18 protein-coding genes are annotated in these 17,709 nt (G+C 55.6%); 2 read left to right on the forward strand and 16 right to left on the reverse strand.

The window, feature by feature from the left end; genetic code table 11:
- Positions 1 to 14 precede the first annotated feature (14 nt).
- The 3 genes from sdaAB to KHA84_RS09630 form a co-directional block, all read right to left on the reverse strand.
- Positions 15 to 677 carry an L-serine ammonia-lyase, iron-sulfur-dependent subunit beta gene (sdaAB, locus tag KHA84_RS09620; protein WP_213423306.1) on the reverse strand — a complete coding sequence of 221 codons (663 nt, stop codon included), beginning with the start codon at positions 675 to 677 and terminating at the stop codon, positions 15 to 17.
- 132 nt (positions 678 to 809) lie between these two features.
- Complete coding sequence (locus KHA84_RS09625; protein ID WP_213423307.1) at positions 810 to 2,474, reverse strand: DAK2 domain-containing protein; 1,665 nt, start codon at positions 2,472 to 2,474, stop codon at positions 810 to 812.
- 19 nt (positions 2,475 to 2,493) lie between these two features.
- A complete protein-coding gene (locus KHA84_RS09630) occupies positions 2,494 to 2,856 on the reverse strand; it encodes an Asp23/Gls24 family envelope stress response protein (protein ID WP_213423308.1) in 363 nt (120 codons plus the stop codon).
- A 229-nt stretch (positions 2,857 to 3,085) separates the two neighbouring features.
- On the opposite strand from KHA84_RS09630, the gene rpmB reads away from it, so the two are divergent.
- Positions 3,086 to 3,274, forward strand: coding sequence for a 50S ribosomal protein L28 (gene rpmB, locus KHA84_RS09635; protein WP_213423309.1), 189 nt, complete (start codon positions 3,086 to 3,088; stop codon positions 3,272 to 3,274).
- A 41-nt stretch (positions 3,275 to 3,315) separates the two neighbouring features.
- Here rpmB and spoVM read toward each other — a convergent pair whose 3' ends face one another.
- The 13 genes from spoVM to gmk all read right to left on the reverse strand — a co-directional run bounded on the left by spoVM (position 3,316) and on the right by gmk (position 15,816).
- Positions 3,316 to 3,447, reverse strand: coding sequence for a stage V sporulation protein SpoVM (gene spoVM / locus KHA84_RS09640; RefSeq protein WP_092096428.1), 132 nt, complete (start codon positions 3,445 to 3,447; stop codon positions 3,316 to 3,318).
- 14 nt (positions 3,448 to 3,461) lie between these two features.
- Positions 3,462 to 4,112, reverse strand: a complete 651-nt coding sequence (locus tag KHA84_RS09645) for a thiamine diphosphokinase (RefSeq protein ID WP_213423310.1) — start codon at positions 4,110 to 4,112, stop codon at positions 3,462 to 3,464.
- Positions 4,109 to 4,774, reverse strand: coding sequence for a ribulose-phosphate 3-epimerase (gene rpe / locus KHA84_RS09650; protein ID WP_213423311.1), 666 nt, complete (start codon positions 4,772 to 4,774; stop codon positions 4,109 to 4,111). The genes KHA84_RS09645 and rpe overlap by 4 nt, the downstream gene beginning before the upstream one ends.
- Positions 4,771 to 5,658 (reverse strand): ribosome small subunit-dependent GTPase A, encoded by an 888-nt coding sequence (gene rsgA / locus KHA84_RS09655; RefSeq protein WP_213423312.1) that lies wholly within the window; start codon positions 5,656 to 5,658, stop codon positions 4,771 to 4,773. The genes rpe and rsgA overlap by 4 nt, the downstream gene beginning before the upstream one ends.
- A gap of 54 nt (positions 5,659 to 5,712) precedes the next feature.
- A complete protein-coding gene (gene pknB, locus KHA84_RS09660; protein WP_213423313.1) occupies positions 5,713 to 7,656 on the reverse strand; it encodes a Stk1 family PASTA domain-containing Ser/Thr kinase in 1,944 nt (647 codons plus the stop codon).
- Positions 7,653 to 8,414: a Stp1/IreP family PP2C-type Ser/Thr phosphatase gene (locus KHA84_RS09665; protein WP_213423314.1), complete on the reverse strand. Its 762-nt coding sequence runs from the start codon at positions 8,412 to 8,414 to the stop codon at positions 7,653 to 7,655. Before KHA84_RS09665 ends, pknB begins: the two co-directional genes overlap by 4 nt.
- A 59-nt stretch (positions 8,415 to 8,473) precedes the next feature.
- The gene (gene rsmB, locus KHA84_RS09670; protein ID WP_213423315.1) at positions 8,474 to 9,823 is read right to left on the reverse strand and encodes a 16S rRNA (cytosine(967)-C(5))-methyltransferase RsmB; all 1,350 of its coding nucleotides are present in this window, start codon (positions 9,821 to 9,823) and stop codon (positions 8,474 to 8,476) included.
- A complete protein-coding gene (gene fmt / locus KHA84_RS09675; RefSeq protein ID WP_213423316.1) occupies positions 9,820 to 10,761 on the reverse strand; it encodes a methionyl-tRNA formyltransferase in 942 nt (313 codons plus the stop codon). Before fmt ends, rsmB begins: the two co-directional genes overlap by 4 nt.
- A complete protein-coding gene (def, locus tag KHA84_RS09680) occupies positions 10,758 to 11,252 on the reverse strand; it encodes a peptide deformylase (RefSeq protein ID WP_213423317.1) in 495 nt (164 codons plus the stop codon). The genes fmt and def overlap by 4 nt, the downstream gene beginning before the upstream one ends.
- 28 nt (positions 11,253 to 11,280) lie before the next feature.
- Positions 11,281 to 13,689, reverse strand: coding sequence for a primosomal protein N' (priA, locus tag KHA84_RS09685; protein ID WP_213423318.1), 2,409 nt, complete (start codon positions 13,687 to 13,689; stop codon positions 11,281 to 11,283).
- Positions 13,679 to 14,896 (reverse strand): bifunctional phosphopantothenoylcysteine decarboxylase/phosphopantothenate--cysteine ligase CoaBC, encoded by a 1,218-nt coding sequence (coaBC, locus tag KHA84_RS09690; protein ID WP_213423319.1) that lies wholly within the window; start codon positions 14,894 to 14,896, stop codon positions 13,679 to 13,681. Before coaBC ends, priA begins: the two co-directional genes overlap by 11 nt.
- Before the next feature lie 69 nt (positions 14,897 to 14,965).
- Complete coding sequence (rpoZ, locus tag KHA84_RS09695; protein ID WP_035001300.1) at positions 14,966 to 15,190, reverse strand: DNA-directed RNA polymerase subunit omega; 225 nt, start codon at positions 15,188 to 15,190, stop codon at positions 14,966 to 14,968.
- On the reverse strand, positions 15,190 to 15,816 hold the full coding sequence (gmk, locus tag KHA84_RS09700) for a guanylate kinase (RefSeq protein WP_213423320.1): 627 nt from the start codon (positions 15,814 to 15,816) through the stop codon (positions 15,190 to 15,192). The genes rpoZ and gmk overlap by 1 nt, the downstream gene beginning before the upstream one ends.
- Positions 15,817 to 15,961: 145 nt before the next feature.
- On the opposite strand from gmk, the gene KHA84_RS09705 reads away from it, so the two are divergent.
- Complete coding sequence (locus KHA84_RS09705) at positions 15,962 to 17,656, forward strand: Rqc2 family fibronectin-binding protein (RefSeq protein WP_213423321.1); 1,695 nt, start codon at positions 15,962 to 15,964, stop codon at positions 17,654 to 17,656.
- The last annotated feature ends 53 nt before the right edge of the window (positions 17,657 to 17,709 follow it).

Below are 17,709 nucleotides of genomic sequence, written 5' to 3' on the forward strand. Positions count from 1 at the left end.
GGAATGCCCCCTTATCAGTCTGCAAGAATTGAAACTTGAGTCACGTTGTCCAGGTCGGTGATGAGACGGATCATGGAGTCGGTGATAATCTGGTCGACTTCGATGACCATGAGCGCCATCTCTCCTTTTTCTTTCCGCCCGCACTCCATGTGTGCGATGTTGATGCCGTCGGCCGCAAGTGCATTGGCCACACTGGCGATGACGCCAGGCCTGTCGTGGTGGACAATCAGCAGCGCCGGATAATGTCCGGTTAGCCTCAGTGTAAAGCCGTTCAGCTCTGTCACTTCCATTTTGCCCCCGCCGATCGAGATGCCTGTCAGCTCCATTTCACCGTCCGCATCACCAATCCTGATTTTTGCTGTATTCGGATGATCCGGTTCTTCGGTTTCCGTGATGAAGTCGAATTTCAGGCCGACTTGCTCCGCTTCCTCGAAAGCCGTTCGGATCCGTTCATCATCCGTATCGTAATCCAAGAGCCCGCCAATGATTGCGACATCGGTGCCGTGGCCTTTGTACGTTTCTGCAAAAGAACCATACAGGCGGATTTCTGCCCAGTCAGGCTGGCGCCCGAACAGCGTTCTGGCCACACGGCCGATTCTTGCCGCTCCTGCAGTATGCGAAGAAGAGGGCCCGACCATGACCGGACCGATAATATCAAAAACCGATCTGAATTTCATAAGCTGAAGTCCTCCTTAGGGACGTTTCCCCTATTTTACATGATTTCGTGACTTTTCTCAAAACACACGTTCGTTGCAAGCGCTTTCCGGAACTCTATAAAACAGCGCACCGGCAACCCGGTGCGCCTGGTTTTATTCTGCAGAGATGATATACGGGTAGAGCGGCTGCTTTCCTTCATGGATTTCCACTTCCACATCGGGATTCTGTGCCTCGATGTATGCCGCAAGTTCGTCAGCTCCCTGACGCGTCGCGCCCTCTCCGAAGAGGATCGTCACGATTTCAGACTCCTCGTCGACAATCTCTGAGATCAGGGACTCGGTGACACTTTTGAGAGACGCATCGGAGTTGACGATCTTTCCGTCGGCCATTCCCATAAATGAGCCTTTCCGGATATCGACTCCATCGATGGTCGTATCACGGACGGCGGTCGTCACTTGACCTGTCCGGACATGCGAAAATGCTTCTGCCATAGAAGCCGCATTATCGGATACCGATGCCTCAGGATTAAAGGCGAGAATCGCCGCGAGTCCTTGAGGAACGTTTTTCGTCGGTACGACTGCCGCCTCGATGCCTGATACTTCCGCAGCCTGCTCGGCAGCCATAATGATGTTTTTGTTGTTCGGGAGGATCAGTGCGCGCTCAGCGCCCACTTCCCGGATTGCCTTGACAATGTCTTCCGTTGAAGGGTTCATTGTCTGGCCGCCCTCGATGACGTAAGAGGCGCCGATGCTTCGGAACAGTTCGGCAATCCCCGGTCCCATCGAAACCGTAATGATGGCGTAAGGGTGCTTGGCAGTTGCGTGGGGCGCCGCATGGGCAGGTCCGTCCTTGTCCAGGATGGCCGTGTGCTGCTCACGCATGTTCTCGATCTTGATCTTGATCAGGCTGCCATACTTTTTACCGTAGGAAAGCACTTCCCCCGGGTCCTCCGAGTGGATATGTACCTTGGCGATTTCATCATCCGAAATAACGAGAAGCGAATCTCCGTAGGCGCTCAGGTCTTCCCGGAACTTCGACTCGTCAAAGGGATTATCAGCGGTTTTGTCGTCTTCAAAACGCACCATGAATTCCGTGCAGTAGCCGAACTCGATTTCGGAGGTATCCATGAAGCTCTGGATACTTCTGTGGTGCTCTGCGCTAACAAGGTCATCCATCGACGTCTGCCTCGTGATTTCGGGCAATTCTTCGCCTCTGAGAGCGGATAGGAATCCTTCATAGACGAAAACCAGCCCTTGGCCGCCGCTGTCCACGACGCCCACTTCTTTAAGCACCGGAAGCAAGTCAGGCGTCCGCTTCAGGGAGGCCTTCGCCTCGTCCGTGAGCGCCTCCATCACCAGGATAATATCCGTTTCCGATTCGGCGGCCTCGACCGCTTTTTTTGCTGCGTCTTTTGCGACGGTGAGAATCGTGCCTTCCACCGGCTTCATGACTGCCTTGTAGGCCGTGTCCACGCCGGCCTGAAATGCGCCGGCAAAACTTTTTGCATCCAGCGTTGCCTTGTCCTCGATCGCCTTGCCGAAACCGCGGAAAAGCTGGGACAGGATGACGCCTGAATTTCCGCGCGCACCCATGAGCAGGCCCTTGGATAGAGCCTGCGCCGTCCTGCCGATATGGTCTGTTGCCGCCTGTTCTGTTTCTTTGGCGCCGGACGTCATGGACAGATTCATGTTCGTTCCCGTATCGCCGTCCGGTACGGGAAAAACGTTAAGCGAATCGACGAAGTCCGCATTATTGGATAGGTGATGGGAGCCCATCATCACCATTTCCGCAAATCGATGTCCATCTAATTCTTTCATAAACGTTCGCTTCCTCCTTTTACAGGTTCGTCACGCGGACTCCCTGGACAAAAATATTGACGGAGCTGACCGTCATTCCCAATTGTTTGCTTAATGTATATTTCACTTTGGATTGGACCTGGTATGCAACCTCTGAAATCTTCACACCATAGCCGACGATGACGTACATGTCGATATGGAGATCTTCTCCGATGGAACGGACAATCACACCCCTGGTAAAGTTTTCTTTCCTGAGGATGTCTGTCAGTCCGTCCCGGATCTGGTGGCGAGATGCCATCCCGACGATTCCATAACACTCAACCGCTGCTCCCCCGGCCACCTGTGCGATCACGTCATTCGAAATTTCAATAGTGCCGAATTCATTTTTCAGTCCGATCGACATGGTAACGCCTCCCGTGAAGTCCATTTTGGCTAACGTCATTGTACACTACTGTCGGGGATTAGAAAAGACACACCGCGGGCTGTTACTGCGAACTCTGTAAAGTGTTTTTTCTTGATGGCCTCCTTAAACTTGTTGCATCGCCAGCTTTTTTGTGCTAAATTATTTTAGTATGTGAGATGGCGAACAGACGGGATTCCGTCTTCATCTTCACCGAAGAGGAGGGAAAAACATGCCTAAAAAATGTGTTATTACAGGCCGCAAAGCAAGCGCCGGCAACAGCCGTTCCCACGCAATGAACTCAAACCGCCGCACTTGGGGTGCCAACCTTCAAAAAGTGCGCATCATGGTTGACGGCAAGCCGAAACGCGTATGGGTTTCCGCACGTGCTTTGAAATCCGGTAAAGTCCAGCGCGTCTGACCTGTTAAATATCGCAAAAAGAAATGCCGAGCTGACCTGAGTCAGCTCGGCATTTTGCTTTTTCTCCTTTTCTTCTTTGCAACCGGCTTCCGTTCTTCACGCTGGAAAAGCTGCAGGCACTTGCGCGCAAAGCTGCTCACCATTTTGGGCAGCTGGAATGTGTACACTCTCATTTCGTCCGCTCCTTTCAGGCATCGGTGCTTCTTACAACCAAACATATGCCTGTCTCGAATGAGATAGTACATTCCCCGCCGCCGGCTTCGTTGCTCGTGAAGAGAGTTGTCCCCGGCAGGATCTCCGCATTTTCCGCCTCATACTTGAAGCCCTTCAGCGTCATTCCGGTCACAGGCCCGCTGAAAGAAAAGAAAGAAATGTACCGGTATGCCCCGCTGTCAAACAGCATATGCCTGCCAGGATGGAGAAAATAAAGCTCATTGTTCGGGTCAAGGATCCTGAATCTGGTTTCCGGGTGTTGTTCCTGCAGCCGGTAAACCGCATGCATGGCCGAATGGGCATGGTCGAGCCGGCCGCCGCTCACACCGGTGAGCGTGACCGTGCCCGGCTGCAGACGAACCGCACCGGCAAGTGCCAGTTCCGTATCGGTCTCATCCTTTTCCTCTCCTACGCGGACGACCCGCTGTGAAGACGAAGCAATCTCCCGGAACTCTTCCTCAGTGACAGAGTCGAAGTCCCCGACCGAAAGCACCGGCCGGATACCGGAGCGCACAAGACGGAGAGCGCCTCGGTCGGCACCGATAAATACAGTGCCCTTTCCGGCGTCCGGACGGATTCCGGCAACACCCGGCCCGCCCGCCACGACCACAGCTTCACGGATCATTGGAGAGCCGAAACTCCTGCTTCGCGAATTGCGGCAATTGCAGCGGCACGGTCGTCTCTATTGTAAATCGCCGACCCTGCCACGAACACATTCGCCCCCGCCTTGGCACATTCAGCGATCGTGTCCGCAGTAATTCCGCCATCCACTTCGATTTCAGTGGAAAGGCCCCGCTCGCGGATCATCGCGCACACTTTGGAAATCTTGGGCACCACTTCCTTGATAAACGACTGGCCGCCGAACCCGGGGTTAACCGTCATGAGCAGCACCATATCCAGATCATCGATCACATATTCGAGGATCTCATGCGGTGTGTGGGGATTCAGGACAACGCCCGCCTTCACACCGTGTGAACGGATCAGCTGTACCGTCCTGTGAAGATGGTTGCATGCCTCCGCATGTACGGTGATGATGTCCGCCCCGGCTTCAGCGAAGTCGGCGATATAGCGGTCCGGGTCCGAAATCATCAGATGGACGTCAAGCGGCAGGTCCGTCACGGGACGCAGCGCCTTCACAATATTCGGTCCCAGGGTGATATTCGGCACAAAGTGCCCGTCCATCACATCGATGTGAATGTAATCGGCTCCCGCCTGTTCCACTTCCCTGACTTCTTCTCCGAGCTTTGCAAAATCGGCGGAAAGGATGGATGGTGCAATTTTAATCATGATGGATACCTCGGCTTTCGGTCTATGATTTCCTGCAAAAACTGTACATAATGATCATACCTGAACTGTTCGGCTTCACCGGTCTCGACAGCGGCCTTTACGGCACATTTCGGCTCCTTCAGATGAAGGCAGCCCCTGAATTTGCAGGCTTCGGACAGTTCCGCAAATTCGGCAAAGCAGCCGGACAGTTCCTCTTTATCAAGATGGTCAAAGTCGAGCGAGCTGAAGCCCGGTGTATCGGCTACCAGGCCGCCGGCGTATCCGATCAGTTCCACGTGACGGGTCGTATGCCGGCCGCGGCCGAGCGAGTCAGAGATCTCATCTGTTTTCAGCTCGAGTTCAGGCATGAGCGTATTGAGGAGCGTCGACTTTCCGACACCTGACTGTCCGGTCAGAACAGTCGTTTTTCCCCTGATGATCGGAATGAGCTCCTCGGCAATCGCCCCGTCTCCGATACTCGTTTTCAGCACCGTGTAGCCGATGCCCCGGTAATAATCCGTATACCGCCGGATTTCCGCCGCAGCTTTTTCATCCAGCAGGTCGGTCTTGGTCAGGATGATGACCGGCTCGACCCCGTAGGATTCGATGACCGCAAGAAAACGGTCAAGCAGCTTCGGGGAGAAGTTCGGCTCTTTGACAGAAAAGACGAGGAGTGCCTGGTCGACATTGGCGATGGGCGGACGCACAAGTTCGTTTTTGCGCTCATGGACATTGACGATGACAGCATCATTCTCGCCGTCTTTCTCATACTCGACGAAATCGCCGACGAGCGGGGTGACACCGCGCACCCTGAAGACTCCGCGGCCTTTGCTGCGCACCATCTCACCGTCGTCATATAAATAGTAGAACCCGCTCAGCGCCTTGCGGATCTGGCCTTGTTTCAAACTTTCACCTTCCCTTTCCGAAATGTTCCGGTTGCCGCGTGCGTTCAGCGGCGGTTACTCGTATGGAATTGTATCTTCATCGATCGTCTCTCCGTCACGGACGATCTTGTAGGCCCCGGTCTGCCCTTCGCTGATCTCTATGCGGATCCGCCTCGTCTCGTCGGCAGTGATTGCAAAGGATTCAGCCGGCTTGTCCATCGTCCTGGAGTTGTCCCTGATATAGATTTCCACTGCCTGTTCCGCGCCGTCTTCAGCAGGCTCATATGGAATCGTGACTGCCTGGATATAGGTTTTGACCGGCTTCGCCTCAGGGCCTTTTGACAGGACCACTTCAATCGTGCTGCCTTTCTCAAGCTCCGTACCGGCTTCCGGCTCTTGGGAGATCACGCGGCCGGCCTCGATGTTGCCGGATGCTTCTTCCGCCACAATCCGGATATTGAAACCGGAGCGCTTGGCATATTCGTTCAGCTGCTGCTCGTCATATCCGGACAGATTTTCGGTCCCGATCATTTCGACGCCTTTGCTGACCGTGAGTTTCAGATCGGTCTCTGAAGGGGCGACTTCCTCGCCCGCCTCCGGATCTTGGCTGATGATTGTACCCTGTGCTTCATCTGAGAACACTTCATTAACTTCTACCTTACGGAAACCATAATCTTCGATGACATCGGAGATGGTCTCATAGTCACGGCCCGTGAAGTCGGTCAGCTCTACCTTTTCCGGACCCAAACTAACCACAAGGTCGATGGTTTCTCCCTCATCACGAATACGGCCGGCTTGCGGGCTCGTCCGGATCACGGATCCTTCCTCGATATCCGGTGAATGTTCTTCGTCCAATTCTCCGGTGAGGAATCCGGCCTGTTCAAGCTCTGCGGATGCTTCCTCAACGGTCATGCCGGATACATCGGGTATTTCAGCCTGTCTCGTTCCGATTATTCCTGTCGAATAAAGCGCGATCCCTGTGATCAGGGCAAGAAGGACGAGACCCGACAATACAAAAGGCCATTTTCTCCGTTTTTTCTTTTGCGGTGACTGCGGGTCATTGGCTGGCTTCTCAGGAAGCGGGGTGACCTGCTTTGGAGCGATGGTGTTCTCATTTTCCGGCTCTTCCCTGATGATAGGGATGGCCTTTGTCGCGTCCTCATCGATCGGCGGCGGCTCGTACGGGGCTTCGTCTGCCCTTTCGGGTGACAGGACGGTATGAAGGTCCCTGAGCATCGCATCCGCGGACGGATAACGGGCCGCCGGATCTTTGGCGGTCGCTTTCAGGATGACATTTTCCAGACTCTGCGGAATTTCAGGCCTGACAGCCCGGACTGAAGGTGTCTGTTCCTGCAGATGTTTCAGGGCGATGGAAACGGCCGATTCTCCCGAGAACGGCAACTTTCCCGTCAGCATTTCAAACAGGACAATTCCTAGCGAATAGATATCTGTCCGCTTTGTCGCCATCCCGCCGCGCGCCTGCTCGGGTGACAGGTAGTGGACCGTTCCCATTACCGAGTTGGTCCGTGTGAGCGCAGTTGCGGACAGGGCCATCGCAATCCCGAAATCGGTCAGTTTCACTTGGCCGTCATGGTCCATGAGGATGTTTTGCGGCTTGACGTCCCTGTGGATGATGCCATGGATGTGAGCCGCGGTGATGCCCGAGCACAATTGCTTCATAATTTCCACAGCCTCCGCCGGAGCAAGCGGGGCACGGTCCTTGATGTATTCCTTGAGGGTTTTTCCCTCCACATATTCCATCACGAGGTACTGAAGATCACCGTCTTCGCCGACGTCGTAGATGTTGACGATGTTCGGATGGACGAGCGAAGTGGCCGACAGTGCTTCCCGCTGGAATCGTTTCCTCAGTTCATCCTCATCCGAGAAATCTTGCCTGAGAACCTTGATTGCGACAGGGCGGTCCAGAATGATATCCTGCGCCAGGTAAACGGTTGACATGCCGCCTCCGCCCAGCAGTCCGAGGATTTCATAACGTCCGCTGATTCGTTTTCCGATCATCCGGCATCAGCCTCCCGGACACCGTTGTCAATCAGGATGACAGAAATATTGTCTTCGCCGCCCCGTTCGTTTGCGAGATTGACCAGTGCATCTGCACGCTCGGTTGCAGTACCTTTTCCGGCCACAGTTTCTGCAATCTCATTTTCCCCAAGTTTGTTGCTCAGGCCGTCGGAACAGATCAAAAGCGCACTCCCTTCCGGCAGCCCGAGAGGAATGATGTCAGGTTCCACCGTGTCATCCGTACCCAATGCCTTCATGATGAAGTTCCTTTTCGGGTGGATGCGCGCTTCCTCTTCGGTGATTTCCCCGGAATCAACAAGCAGGCTGACGAGGGAATGATCTTTCGTCACCTGCTCAAACCCTTCAGGTCCGAGCTTGTAGGTCCGGCTGTCCCCGATATGGCAGAGAGTCACTTCTTTCCCGGCTATCACCGCCGCTTCGATCGTTGTCCCCATGCCCCGGCATTCCTCATTGGAACGCGCATGTTCGAAGAGACCACGGTTCAGTCTATCTGTCACATCGGCAAGCCAGCCGGCCCGGCCGTCTCCTGTGTTGAGCTTGGTGATATCAGCCTTTATGAATTCTTCACCGAATCCTTCGACGGCCATCCGGCTCGCCGTATCTCCGCTTTTATGGCCGCCCATCCCGTCTGCGACGACAGCCAGCATGAACCGGCCGCCTTCTCTTGTGAAGAGGCCGGTCCGGTCTTCATTGATGCGCCTTTTCATCCCGACATGTGTCCGGACTGCAACTTCCACTTTTGACTCCCCCGTTTCCCTTTGCAGACGACCGGAAGATTCCGCTACCGTCCGCCGGCTTATTCCGGTTTCCTGAAGGCGGCCACAAAAAATCCATCACCGCCGAAATCCTGCGGCAAAACCTGAAGCATGCCATCCTCGTAACGGAGTTTTTCCGGCATGGATTCCCGGAGGTCCACTCGTTCAAGATCCGGATGGGCTTCAAGGAACGCCTCGGCCGTCAGGCGGTTTTCTTCCCTGTCGACCGTACAGGTGCTGTAGACAAGCAGGCCGCCTGGCCTGAGGAGATGATAGGCCTCTTCCAGCAGGCTTTTCTGGATGTCAGGCAATTTGCCGATCTCATCTTCCGTCTTTGAATATTTGATATCCGGCTTTCTCCGGATGACACCGAGCCCGCTGCACGGTGCATCCACGAGGATTCGATCAAAGGATCCGGACTCCAGGGTTCCCGCGAGTTCCCGGCTGTCCGCAGAACCTGTATGGATATTTTCCAGCCCGAGACGTGCCGCATTCTGGTCGATGAGTTTCACCTTATGCGGATGAAGGTCAAATGCCCGGACTTCGCCGGTGTTCTCCATCCGCTCAGCAATATGGGTCGTTTTCCCGCCGGGTGCTGCGCACATATCCAGCACCGACATGCCCGGTTCCGGATTCAGTGCCATGACGGGAAGCATCGAGCTCTCGTCCTGAATGGTGACGAAACCTTCCCTGAAAGCACGGCTCCTGGCAGCATTTCCTCCGCGGATCCGGATGGCATCCGGCACGACCGGACTTGGCTCGGCTCTGAAGCCTTCCTCGCCGAGCATGTCCAGAACGTCCTCTCGCGTGCCCTTTGTCCGGTTCACCCTGAGCGTCTGCACCGGAGGCTCGTTGTTCGCAAGCGCCATATCACGCGCCGTTTCTCTGCCGTACTGATCTGCCCAGCGGCGGATCATCCACTCGGGATGACTCGTTTCAATCGCTGTCCTCTGTTCCCACGTCAGGCCGCTGTCCATTTCCCTGGGTCCTTTCCTGAGAAAAGATCGGAGAATGCCGTTAACCAGCGACGCGATTCCTTTGTGGCCGCGCCGCTTGGCAATCTCCACTGCTTCATTCACCGCTGCATGAGGAGGAATCTTTGTCAGATAGACGATCTGGTAAACTGAGAGCCTCAACAGTTCACGCACCCAGTCCTCAAGCTTGCCTCGCACCAATGGATCAAGATGGTAATCGAGCGTCATCCGGTGCTGCAGGGTCCCATAAGTCAGTTCGGTAAGTAGGGATCGGTCCTTGTCATCCAGGCCATACGTTTCGATTGTGCGGTTCAGCAGCAGGTTGCTGTAGGCCTGATCGCGCTCGACTGCCAGCAAAATGCTTAATGCTGCGTCCCGGACATTCCCGTTCCATCTTTTCTCTTTTTTGCGGCTCATTCGAAACGGTCTCCCGCTTTGATGTGGGACCCGGCCCCGTTCAGGTACCCCCGGGTCTCCATCCGCTTTTTGCCGGATGGCTGCAGCTCAAGGATCCGGACGGCCGTTCCGTCGCCGGCCTGTACCATAATGGCTCCTTCATCCGTTGAAATGATTTCACCGGGGGCTGCGCCTGATTTTCCGGCAGCCTTTTCGGCACGCCAGATTTTCACGGGCTTCCCGTCGAGTTCGGTGTAGGCCACCGGCCACGGGCTGAGGCCGCGGATCTGGTTGTGTACCGCGCTCCCCGGCCTCGTCCAATCGATGCGCTCCTGCTCCCGTCTGATATTTCCCGCGAATGTGGCTTTTTCATGGTCCTGGGGGATGCGTTTGTTCGTTCCGGCAATAACCGAAGGGAGTGTTTCTTTCAGAAGGATCGTCCCGGCTTCCGAAAGCCGGTCAAACAACACGCCGGTGTTATCGTTTTCTCCGATCGGCACGTGCACCTGGGAAATGATGTCTCCCGCGTCCAGTTTTTCGGCCATGTACATGATGGTCACGCCTGTTTCTGCCCTGCCGTCGATGATTGCCTGATGAATCGGCGCACCGCCCCTGTACTCGGGCAGCAGCGATGCATGTACATTCAGGCAGCCGAGCGGAGGCGCATCAAGCAGCTCTTTCGGCAGGATCTGGCCGAAAGCGGCAGTAATGATGAGGTCGGGTTTAAGAGAAAGGATCTCATGCAGCTCCTCCGATCCTTTCAGCTTGCCCGGCTGGATGACCGGAAGCCCGAGCCGGACCGCTTCTTCTTTGACAGGAGGTGGCGTGAGCACACGCTTGCGTCCGACGGGCCGGTCCGGCTGGGTGACGGCTGCCAGGAGGTCGTAGCCCTCTTCATGAAGCATGCGGAGGATCGGCACGGAAAAGTCCGGAGTCCCCATGAATACGATTCGCGTCATTCCTCTTCCTCCTCTCCAGCCGCTTCCAGTTCCTCTTCCGGAACGACACGGATGATTTTCGTGTCGAAGAGGATGCCGTCCAGATGGTCGATCTCATGGAGGATCGCTCTCGCTTCATAATCTTCCGCTTCCAGCTCATACCACGAGCCGTCGCGGTCCTGGGCGTGCACCTTTACATGATAGGGCCGCTCCACTTCGCCATAGAGGCCGGGAAAGCTGAGGCAGCCTTCCACTTCGGTTTCTTTGCCGCCTGTTGCAATCACTTCCGGGTTGATGAGCCAGATCGGATCCTGGCCCTCGCCGAGATCGACGATGGCCGCGCGGATGGCTTCGCCGACCTGAGGTGCCGCGATGCCGATGCCATCCGCATCGATCATCGTCTCGTACATATCGTCCAAAAGTGCCTGCAGCCCGTCACCGAAATCGGTGACCGGCTTGCAGGATTCCGTCAGTATCGGGGACGGATGTTGCACAATCTTAAGAATTGCCATAGATGATTCCCCATTTCCTTTGCAGGGTTCAGCTGATGGTGGAGGGGTTCATGTCAATCGACATGAGAATGCCTTCCTTCATCCAGCTGCTCCTGTAGATCTTCACAAGATCAGTCAGGACCCCGGCCAGCTTCGGTTCTTTTTTGTATTTTATCAGACATTGATAGCGATATCTATTGTTCACGCGGGCCACTTCCGCTGATGTCGGGCCAATAATGACAGTATCCCGCCCAAGCTTCCCGGACAGGTATCTGACTGCGTTTCCGGCGGTTTCCGACACCTTCATCAGGTCCTCATGGGAGAATTGGATGAGCGTCACAAAGTAAAACGGCGGGTAGGAGTACCGCTTGCGATTCCCCATTTCGATCGCGTAAAACGGCTCGTAGGCCTGGTCTTTCGCCAGCTCAACCGCATAATGTTCCGGAGCATACGTCTGGACGATGACCTCCCCCTCTTTCTCATGACGGCCTGCGCGGCCGCTCACTTGTGTCAGGAGCTGGAACGTCTTCTCGGCCGCCCTGAAGTCGGAAAGGCGGAGCATCGTATCCGCGGATAAAACGCCGACGAGCGTAATGTTAGGAAAATCAAGCCCTTTCGCAATCATCTGGGTTCCGAGAAGGATGTCCGCGCCGCCATCGCCAAATTGCCGGAGAAGCCGCTCGTGAGCGCCTTTCTGGCGTGTCGTATCCACGTCCATCCGAAGTACGCGCGCTTCCGGGAACAACCGGTGGAGCTCCTCCTGCACTTTCTGGGTGCCTGTCCCGAAAAAGCGGATATGTTCGCTCGTGCACTCTGGACAGTTGTGCGGAACCAGCTCCTCGTGACCGCAGTAATGGCACTGGAGCCGCTCCGTCGCCCTGTGGTAAGTCAGGGAAATATCACAGTTCGGGCACTGGACTGACGTCCCGCAGTCCCGGCAGAGGACAAATGAGGAGTACCCCCTGCGGTTCAGGAACAGCACAGTCTGCTCGCCTTTTTCCAGCCTGTCCCGGATGGCTTCTGCAAGCGCGAGCGAGAACATCGAGCGGTTGCCGTTTTTGAGTTCCTCGCGCATATCGACGACCTGAACTTCAGGAAGCGGCTGTTTTTTCGCCCGCTCACTCAAGGTGAGCAGTGAGTAGACGCCTTTGTGGGCACGTGCATAGGACTCCAGGGACGGGGTGGCACTTCCCAGAATGACCGGGCAGCCATGTTCTTCCGAGCGCCTGATCGCTACATCCCTCGCGTGGTAGCGCGGACTGTCCTCCTGTTTGTAGCTTGATTCGTGCTCTTCGTCCAGGATGATGACGCCCAGATTTCTGAAGGGCGCAAAAACAGCGGAACGCGCGCCGACGACGACCTTCACTTCGCCACGCTGTATCTTTCGCCATTCATCGTATTTTTCACCTGCTGACAGCCCGCTGTGCATGACAGCGACCATGGGGCCAAAGCGCCTTTTGAATCGTGATGTAATCTGCGGCGTCAGTGAGATTTCCGGCACAAGCACGATCGCTTCCTTACCCAGGTCCAGCACATGGCGGATGACCTGCATATACACCTCTGTTTTGCCGCTTCCTGTCACACCGTGGAGCAGGAATGTCTCCTCGCGCCCGTCATCGACCGCCTCGCCGATTTTTCCGACGGCTATCGCCTGCTCTTCCGTAAGCGGCCCGGGCATGCCGCCGCTTTCCGGCATGAGGCCGGTCTCCGGTTTACGGTATACTTCCTCCTCCGTCTCACGGGCCGCTCCCCTTTCAATTAGCGCCTTGACGGTCGCACGTGTCGTGCCGGTGGATTCCATCACATCTTTTGACGGTAGGGATTGGCCAATATGCGCTTCCATCCATTCAAGCAGTTCTGCCTGCCGGTTCGCCGACTTCGGAAGGGATTCCCTGATTTCCCATAACCGGTCGGCTTCTCCGATATGGAGAACCTTTTCTTTTTTTATGTTCGTACGCTGCCTGACCGCAGTTTCAATCGAGACCGTCCCTTCGGCAGCCAGTCGTTTAAGAGCCGGGAGAAGCCGTTCGTTAAACTCCTTGACGGCAACGACCCGCCGGTTCCGGACAATATCCGCCACTTCACCGGTCAGTTTTTCCGGTTCAAGCACATGGACGGTTTTTTCGTACTTTGCGCGGAGCGCGGAAGGGAGCATCGCCTGAAGTGCATCTATTTCGAAGCAGAGGGTTGTCTGCTTCATCCAATCTGCGAGATGAAGCATTTCACCGGTTAATACCGGCTCGGGGTCCAGCAGTTCGTCGATCGGCTTCAGCCGGGAATCCGGCACGTCACTTTCTTCTTTTAATCCGGTGACGAATCCAAGCACTTTGCGGTTGCCGAAAGGGACCCTCACACGCGCCCCCGGTTCGATGACCTTTGCCATCCCCTCCGGTACGGCGTAGTCAAATGGCCGGTCGACGGGATGTGCCGAAACATCCGTGATGATTTCAGCGATCATCCTGCTCACCCCCGAAGATCCGGCGGAGGAGCTTCGTCGCAAGCGCTTTTTTCTCCATGGCAGGGAACGGCACTTCCATGCCGTCCCGCCCGAACAGCGTGACCACATTTGTATCGCTGCCGAACACACCGGTCGGAGCGGTTACGTCGTTGGCAATGATGTAATCTAAGTTTTTTCGTTCGAGCTTGCCCCGGGCATATTCTGCGACCCTGTCCGTTTCGGCAGCAAATCCGATCAGGCACTGCCCGTCCTTTTGTTCGCCGAGCGTCTTCAGGATATCCGTGGTACGCTCCAGTTCGATGACGGAGTCCCCCTCCTGTTTCTTCATCTTGCCGCTGTGGACGGCTTTCGGCCGGTAGTCGGCAACGGCCGCCGCCTTGATCACGACATCGGCTGTTCTGTACTCCGCCAGGACCGCATCCAGCATTTCCGCGGCACTTTCCACCTGAACCGCCCTGACCCCTTCCGGGACTTGGAGCTCGACCGGTCCCGAAACGAGCACAGTCTCCGCCCCTAACCTGGAAGCGGCTTCAGCCATCGCGTAGCCCATTTTCCCGCTTGAGAAGTTCGACAGATACCGGACCGGATCGATCCGTTCCCTCGTCGGGCCGGCCGTGACGATCACTTTCTTGCCGGCGAGAATAGGCACTTCGGAATGGCTTGCTTCCATGAAATGCTGCTCTGCAAGCTCCGTGATCCTCTCCGGCTCTTCCAGACGTCCCTTTCCGACATATCCGCAGGCAAGGAATCCTTCTGATGGCTCGATGAACCGGTAGCCGTCCTCGTGGAGACGTTCGATGTTGCGCATCACTGCGGGATGGGCGTACATATGGACATTCATCGCAGGTGCGATCCACACGTCAGCCGTAGCGGCCAGCAGTGTCGTCGTCACCATGTCGTCCGCGATGCCGTTTGCGAGCTTGCCAATCACATTCGCCGTCGCCGGGGCAACGATGATGAGGTCCGCCCAGTCCGCAAGGTCGATATGGGCGATCACCGATGAATCCTTTTCGTCGAACGTATCCGTATATACATCATTGCGGGACATGACCTGGAAGGTGAGGGGTGCCACGAATTCCGTGGCCGATTCCGTCATGATCACTTTGACCTCGGCTCCCGCCTGAGACAGCTTGCTGACAAGTGCCACGGCTTTGTATACTGCAATCCCCCCTGTGACACAAAGAAGGATATGTTTATTTTTCAGCATCCTTTTGTCTTCCTTTCGAATGAAAACTCCCAGGGAATGGATTCTCCGGGAGTTTTCATTGTGCATATCTTACATTTCGTCTTCGTACTGGATGTTTGCATCGGACGCCTGCTTTTCCAGCACGCCTTCCGCCACTTCCTCAAGAGCCATGCCGACGAACTTCTCTGCGTCGTATTTCTCAAGAAGGAGGTTGTCTTTGGCCTGGATTTCACGTGCGCGCTTGGCGGCGAGGCTCACCAGGGTGTATTTGGAGTCGATTTGCTTTTTAAGCGAGTCGATGGATGGATAAAGCATCATTGCGGATCATTCCCTTCCAGCATCAGTTTGTATCGTTCTTCAACGCGTGTGCGGCGGCAGTGCTCTGCCGTAATGATGGCATTGATCCGGTCGCACGCCCTGCCGACCTCGTCATTCTCGACGACATAATCGTAGAGATGCATCATTTCCAGTTCTTCCTTCGCCTTGCCGATACGGTTCCGGATGACTTCATCTGTCTCCGTGCCGCGGCCGATCAGACGCTGCTCAAGCTCCGACAAGTTAGGCGGGGCCAGGAAAATGAACACACCGTCCGGCATCTTTTCCCGGACTTTCGATGCGCCGACAACCTCGATCTCGAGGAATACGTCCCGCCCCGCGTCCAGCGTCTCGTTCACGTAATCCAGCGGAGTGCCATAATAGTTGCCGACATACTCCGCGTACTCCAGCAGCCTTCCTTCCCGGATCAGCTGCTCAAACTCTTCGCGCTTCTTGAAAAAGTAATCCTTCCCGTCCACTTCGCCTTCCCGCGGGTTGCGAGTGGTCATGGAAATGGAATATTCGTAGTTCGTGTCCGGCTGTGAAAACAGCTCCTTGCGCACCGTGCCTTTTCCGACGCCGGATGGCCCCGAAAGGACGATGAGCAGGCCGCGTCCTTTTTTCATAAACGTTGATCCCTCTGCAGTCAGTTTTTCCGCCTCCCGGCACTTCGGTCAGGGGCGGAACCGTTTTTGGATGATGTCGCAATTATACCATATCCCTCCGCATGAATGCTAAAATGGAAACAAACGCAATGAAAGAGGCAATCAAATGGCTTTTGACGGATTATTCATGATGGCAATGACACAAGAACTCCGGCGGCTCACCGGCGGCCGGATCTCCAAGATCCAGCAGCCGAACACACAGGAGCTGCTTTTCACGGTACGTGCCGGCAGGACCAACCACCGGCTCCTCATCTCGATCCACCCGTCCTACTCGCGGATCCACCTCACGGATGAACCGGTCGACACACCGTCGCAGCCCCCGACGTTCTGCATGTTTCTCCGCAAGCATCTGGAAGGCGGCATCATCACGGGCATCCGCCAGACAGGTTCGGATAGGATCATCACCCTCACGGTTCGGGGAAGGGACGAAATCGGTGATGACACCGTGCGGGAGCTTCATGTCGAGGTGATGGGGCGGCACTCCAACCTGATCCTGACCGATCCTGAACGGAATCTCATTCTCGACAGCCTGAAGCACCTTCCGCCTTCTGTAAACAGCTACCGGACTGTGCTTCCCGGGCAGCCTTATGTCCCCGCGCCGCCACAGGACAAGCTTGATCCAGTTGAAGCCAGTGATGGGGAGATCGAGGAAATCCTCGGAGGCGCGGATACTGCGGGTTCGATTTTCCGGCGGATCGGCGGATTCTCGCCGCTCCACGCAGAAGAACTGCTGTTCCGGACTTCGGGCATGGCACCGGCCGATAAACTCGCAGCATACCGCTCTTATATAGAAGATTTCCGGAAAGGAGGCGCACAGCCGACATTGTGCGAGGCGGGCGGCAAGGTTTACTTCTCCGCGAATCCTCTACACCATCTCGGCGGCGAAACGAGGGATTACCCTTCCCTTTCCGCACTCCTCGACAAAGTGTTCCATGCAAAGGCGGAGCGTGACCGGGTCAAGCAGCAGGCCGGCGACCTCGAGCGATGGCTGACGAATGAGATTCAGAAGCTGAAAAATAAAATGATCAAGCTACAGGATGAACAGGACCAGGCCGGCAAGCTCGACCGGCATCAGCTGTTCGGCGAACTCGTCACCGCCAACCTGTACCGGATCCAAAAAGGCGACAGCTCCCTCGAAGCAGCCAACTACTATGACGAGGACGGCGCCACGGTCACCATTCCGCTGGACTCGAGACTGACGCCCGCAGAAAACGCACAGCGCTATTACTCCAAGTACAACAAGGCAAAGCATGCGCTCGTAAAAATTGCAGAACAGCTAATAAAGACGGAAGAGGATATCGGGTACTTTGAATCCCTCCTCCAGCAAGTTATCCAAGGCTCCGCGGCGGATATCGAAGAAATACGGGATGAACTTGCCGAACAGGGCTTCATGAAAGCACGCCGTCTCAAGAAAAAGAAAAAGGACACACGTCCGGTTCCCGATGCATTCGTTTCGAGTTCCGGTGTGCCGATCTCCGTCGGCAAAAACAACAAGCAAAACGACTACCTGACATTCAAGCTGGCGAAGCGCAGCGAGATCTGGCTCCATACCAAGGATATCCCGGGGTCCCATGTCGTCATTCATTCAGATTCGCCGGACGACGAAACGATCCGGGAAGCCGCTTCACTTGCTGCCTACTTCAGCAAGGCCCGTGAGTCGGCTTCTGTCCCTGTCGACTATACGGAAGTGCGCCATGTGAAAAAGCCGAACGGCTCCAAGCCGGGCTTCGTCATCTATTTTGAACAGAAGACAACCTTCGCAGACCCAGATGAGGATCTGGTAAAAAAACTCCGAAAATGATTTAAATCAGGGGCGGGACACCTGACCCCCGTCGAGCGTAAAAAAAGGGCTCT

The sequence above is a fragment of the Bhargavaea massiliensis genome (assembly GCF_018390575.1).
In the GTDB taxonomy this organism is placed as follows: domain Bacteria; phylum Bacillota; class Bacilli; order Bacillales_A; family Planococcaceae; genus Bhargavaea; species Bhargavaea massiliensis.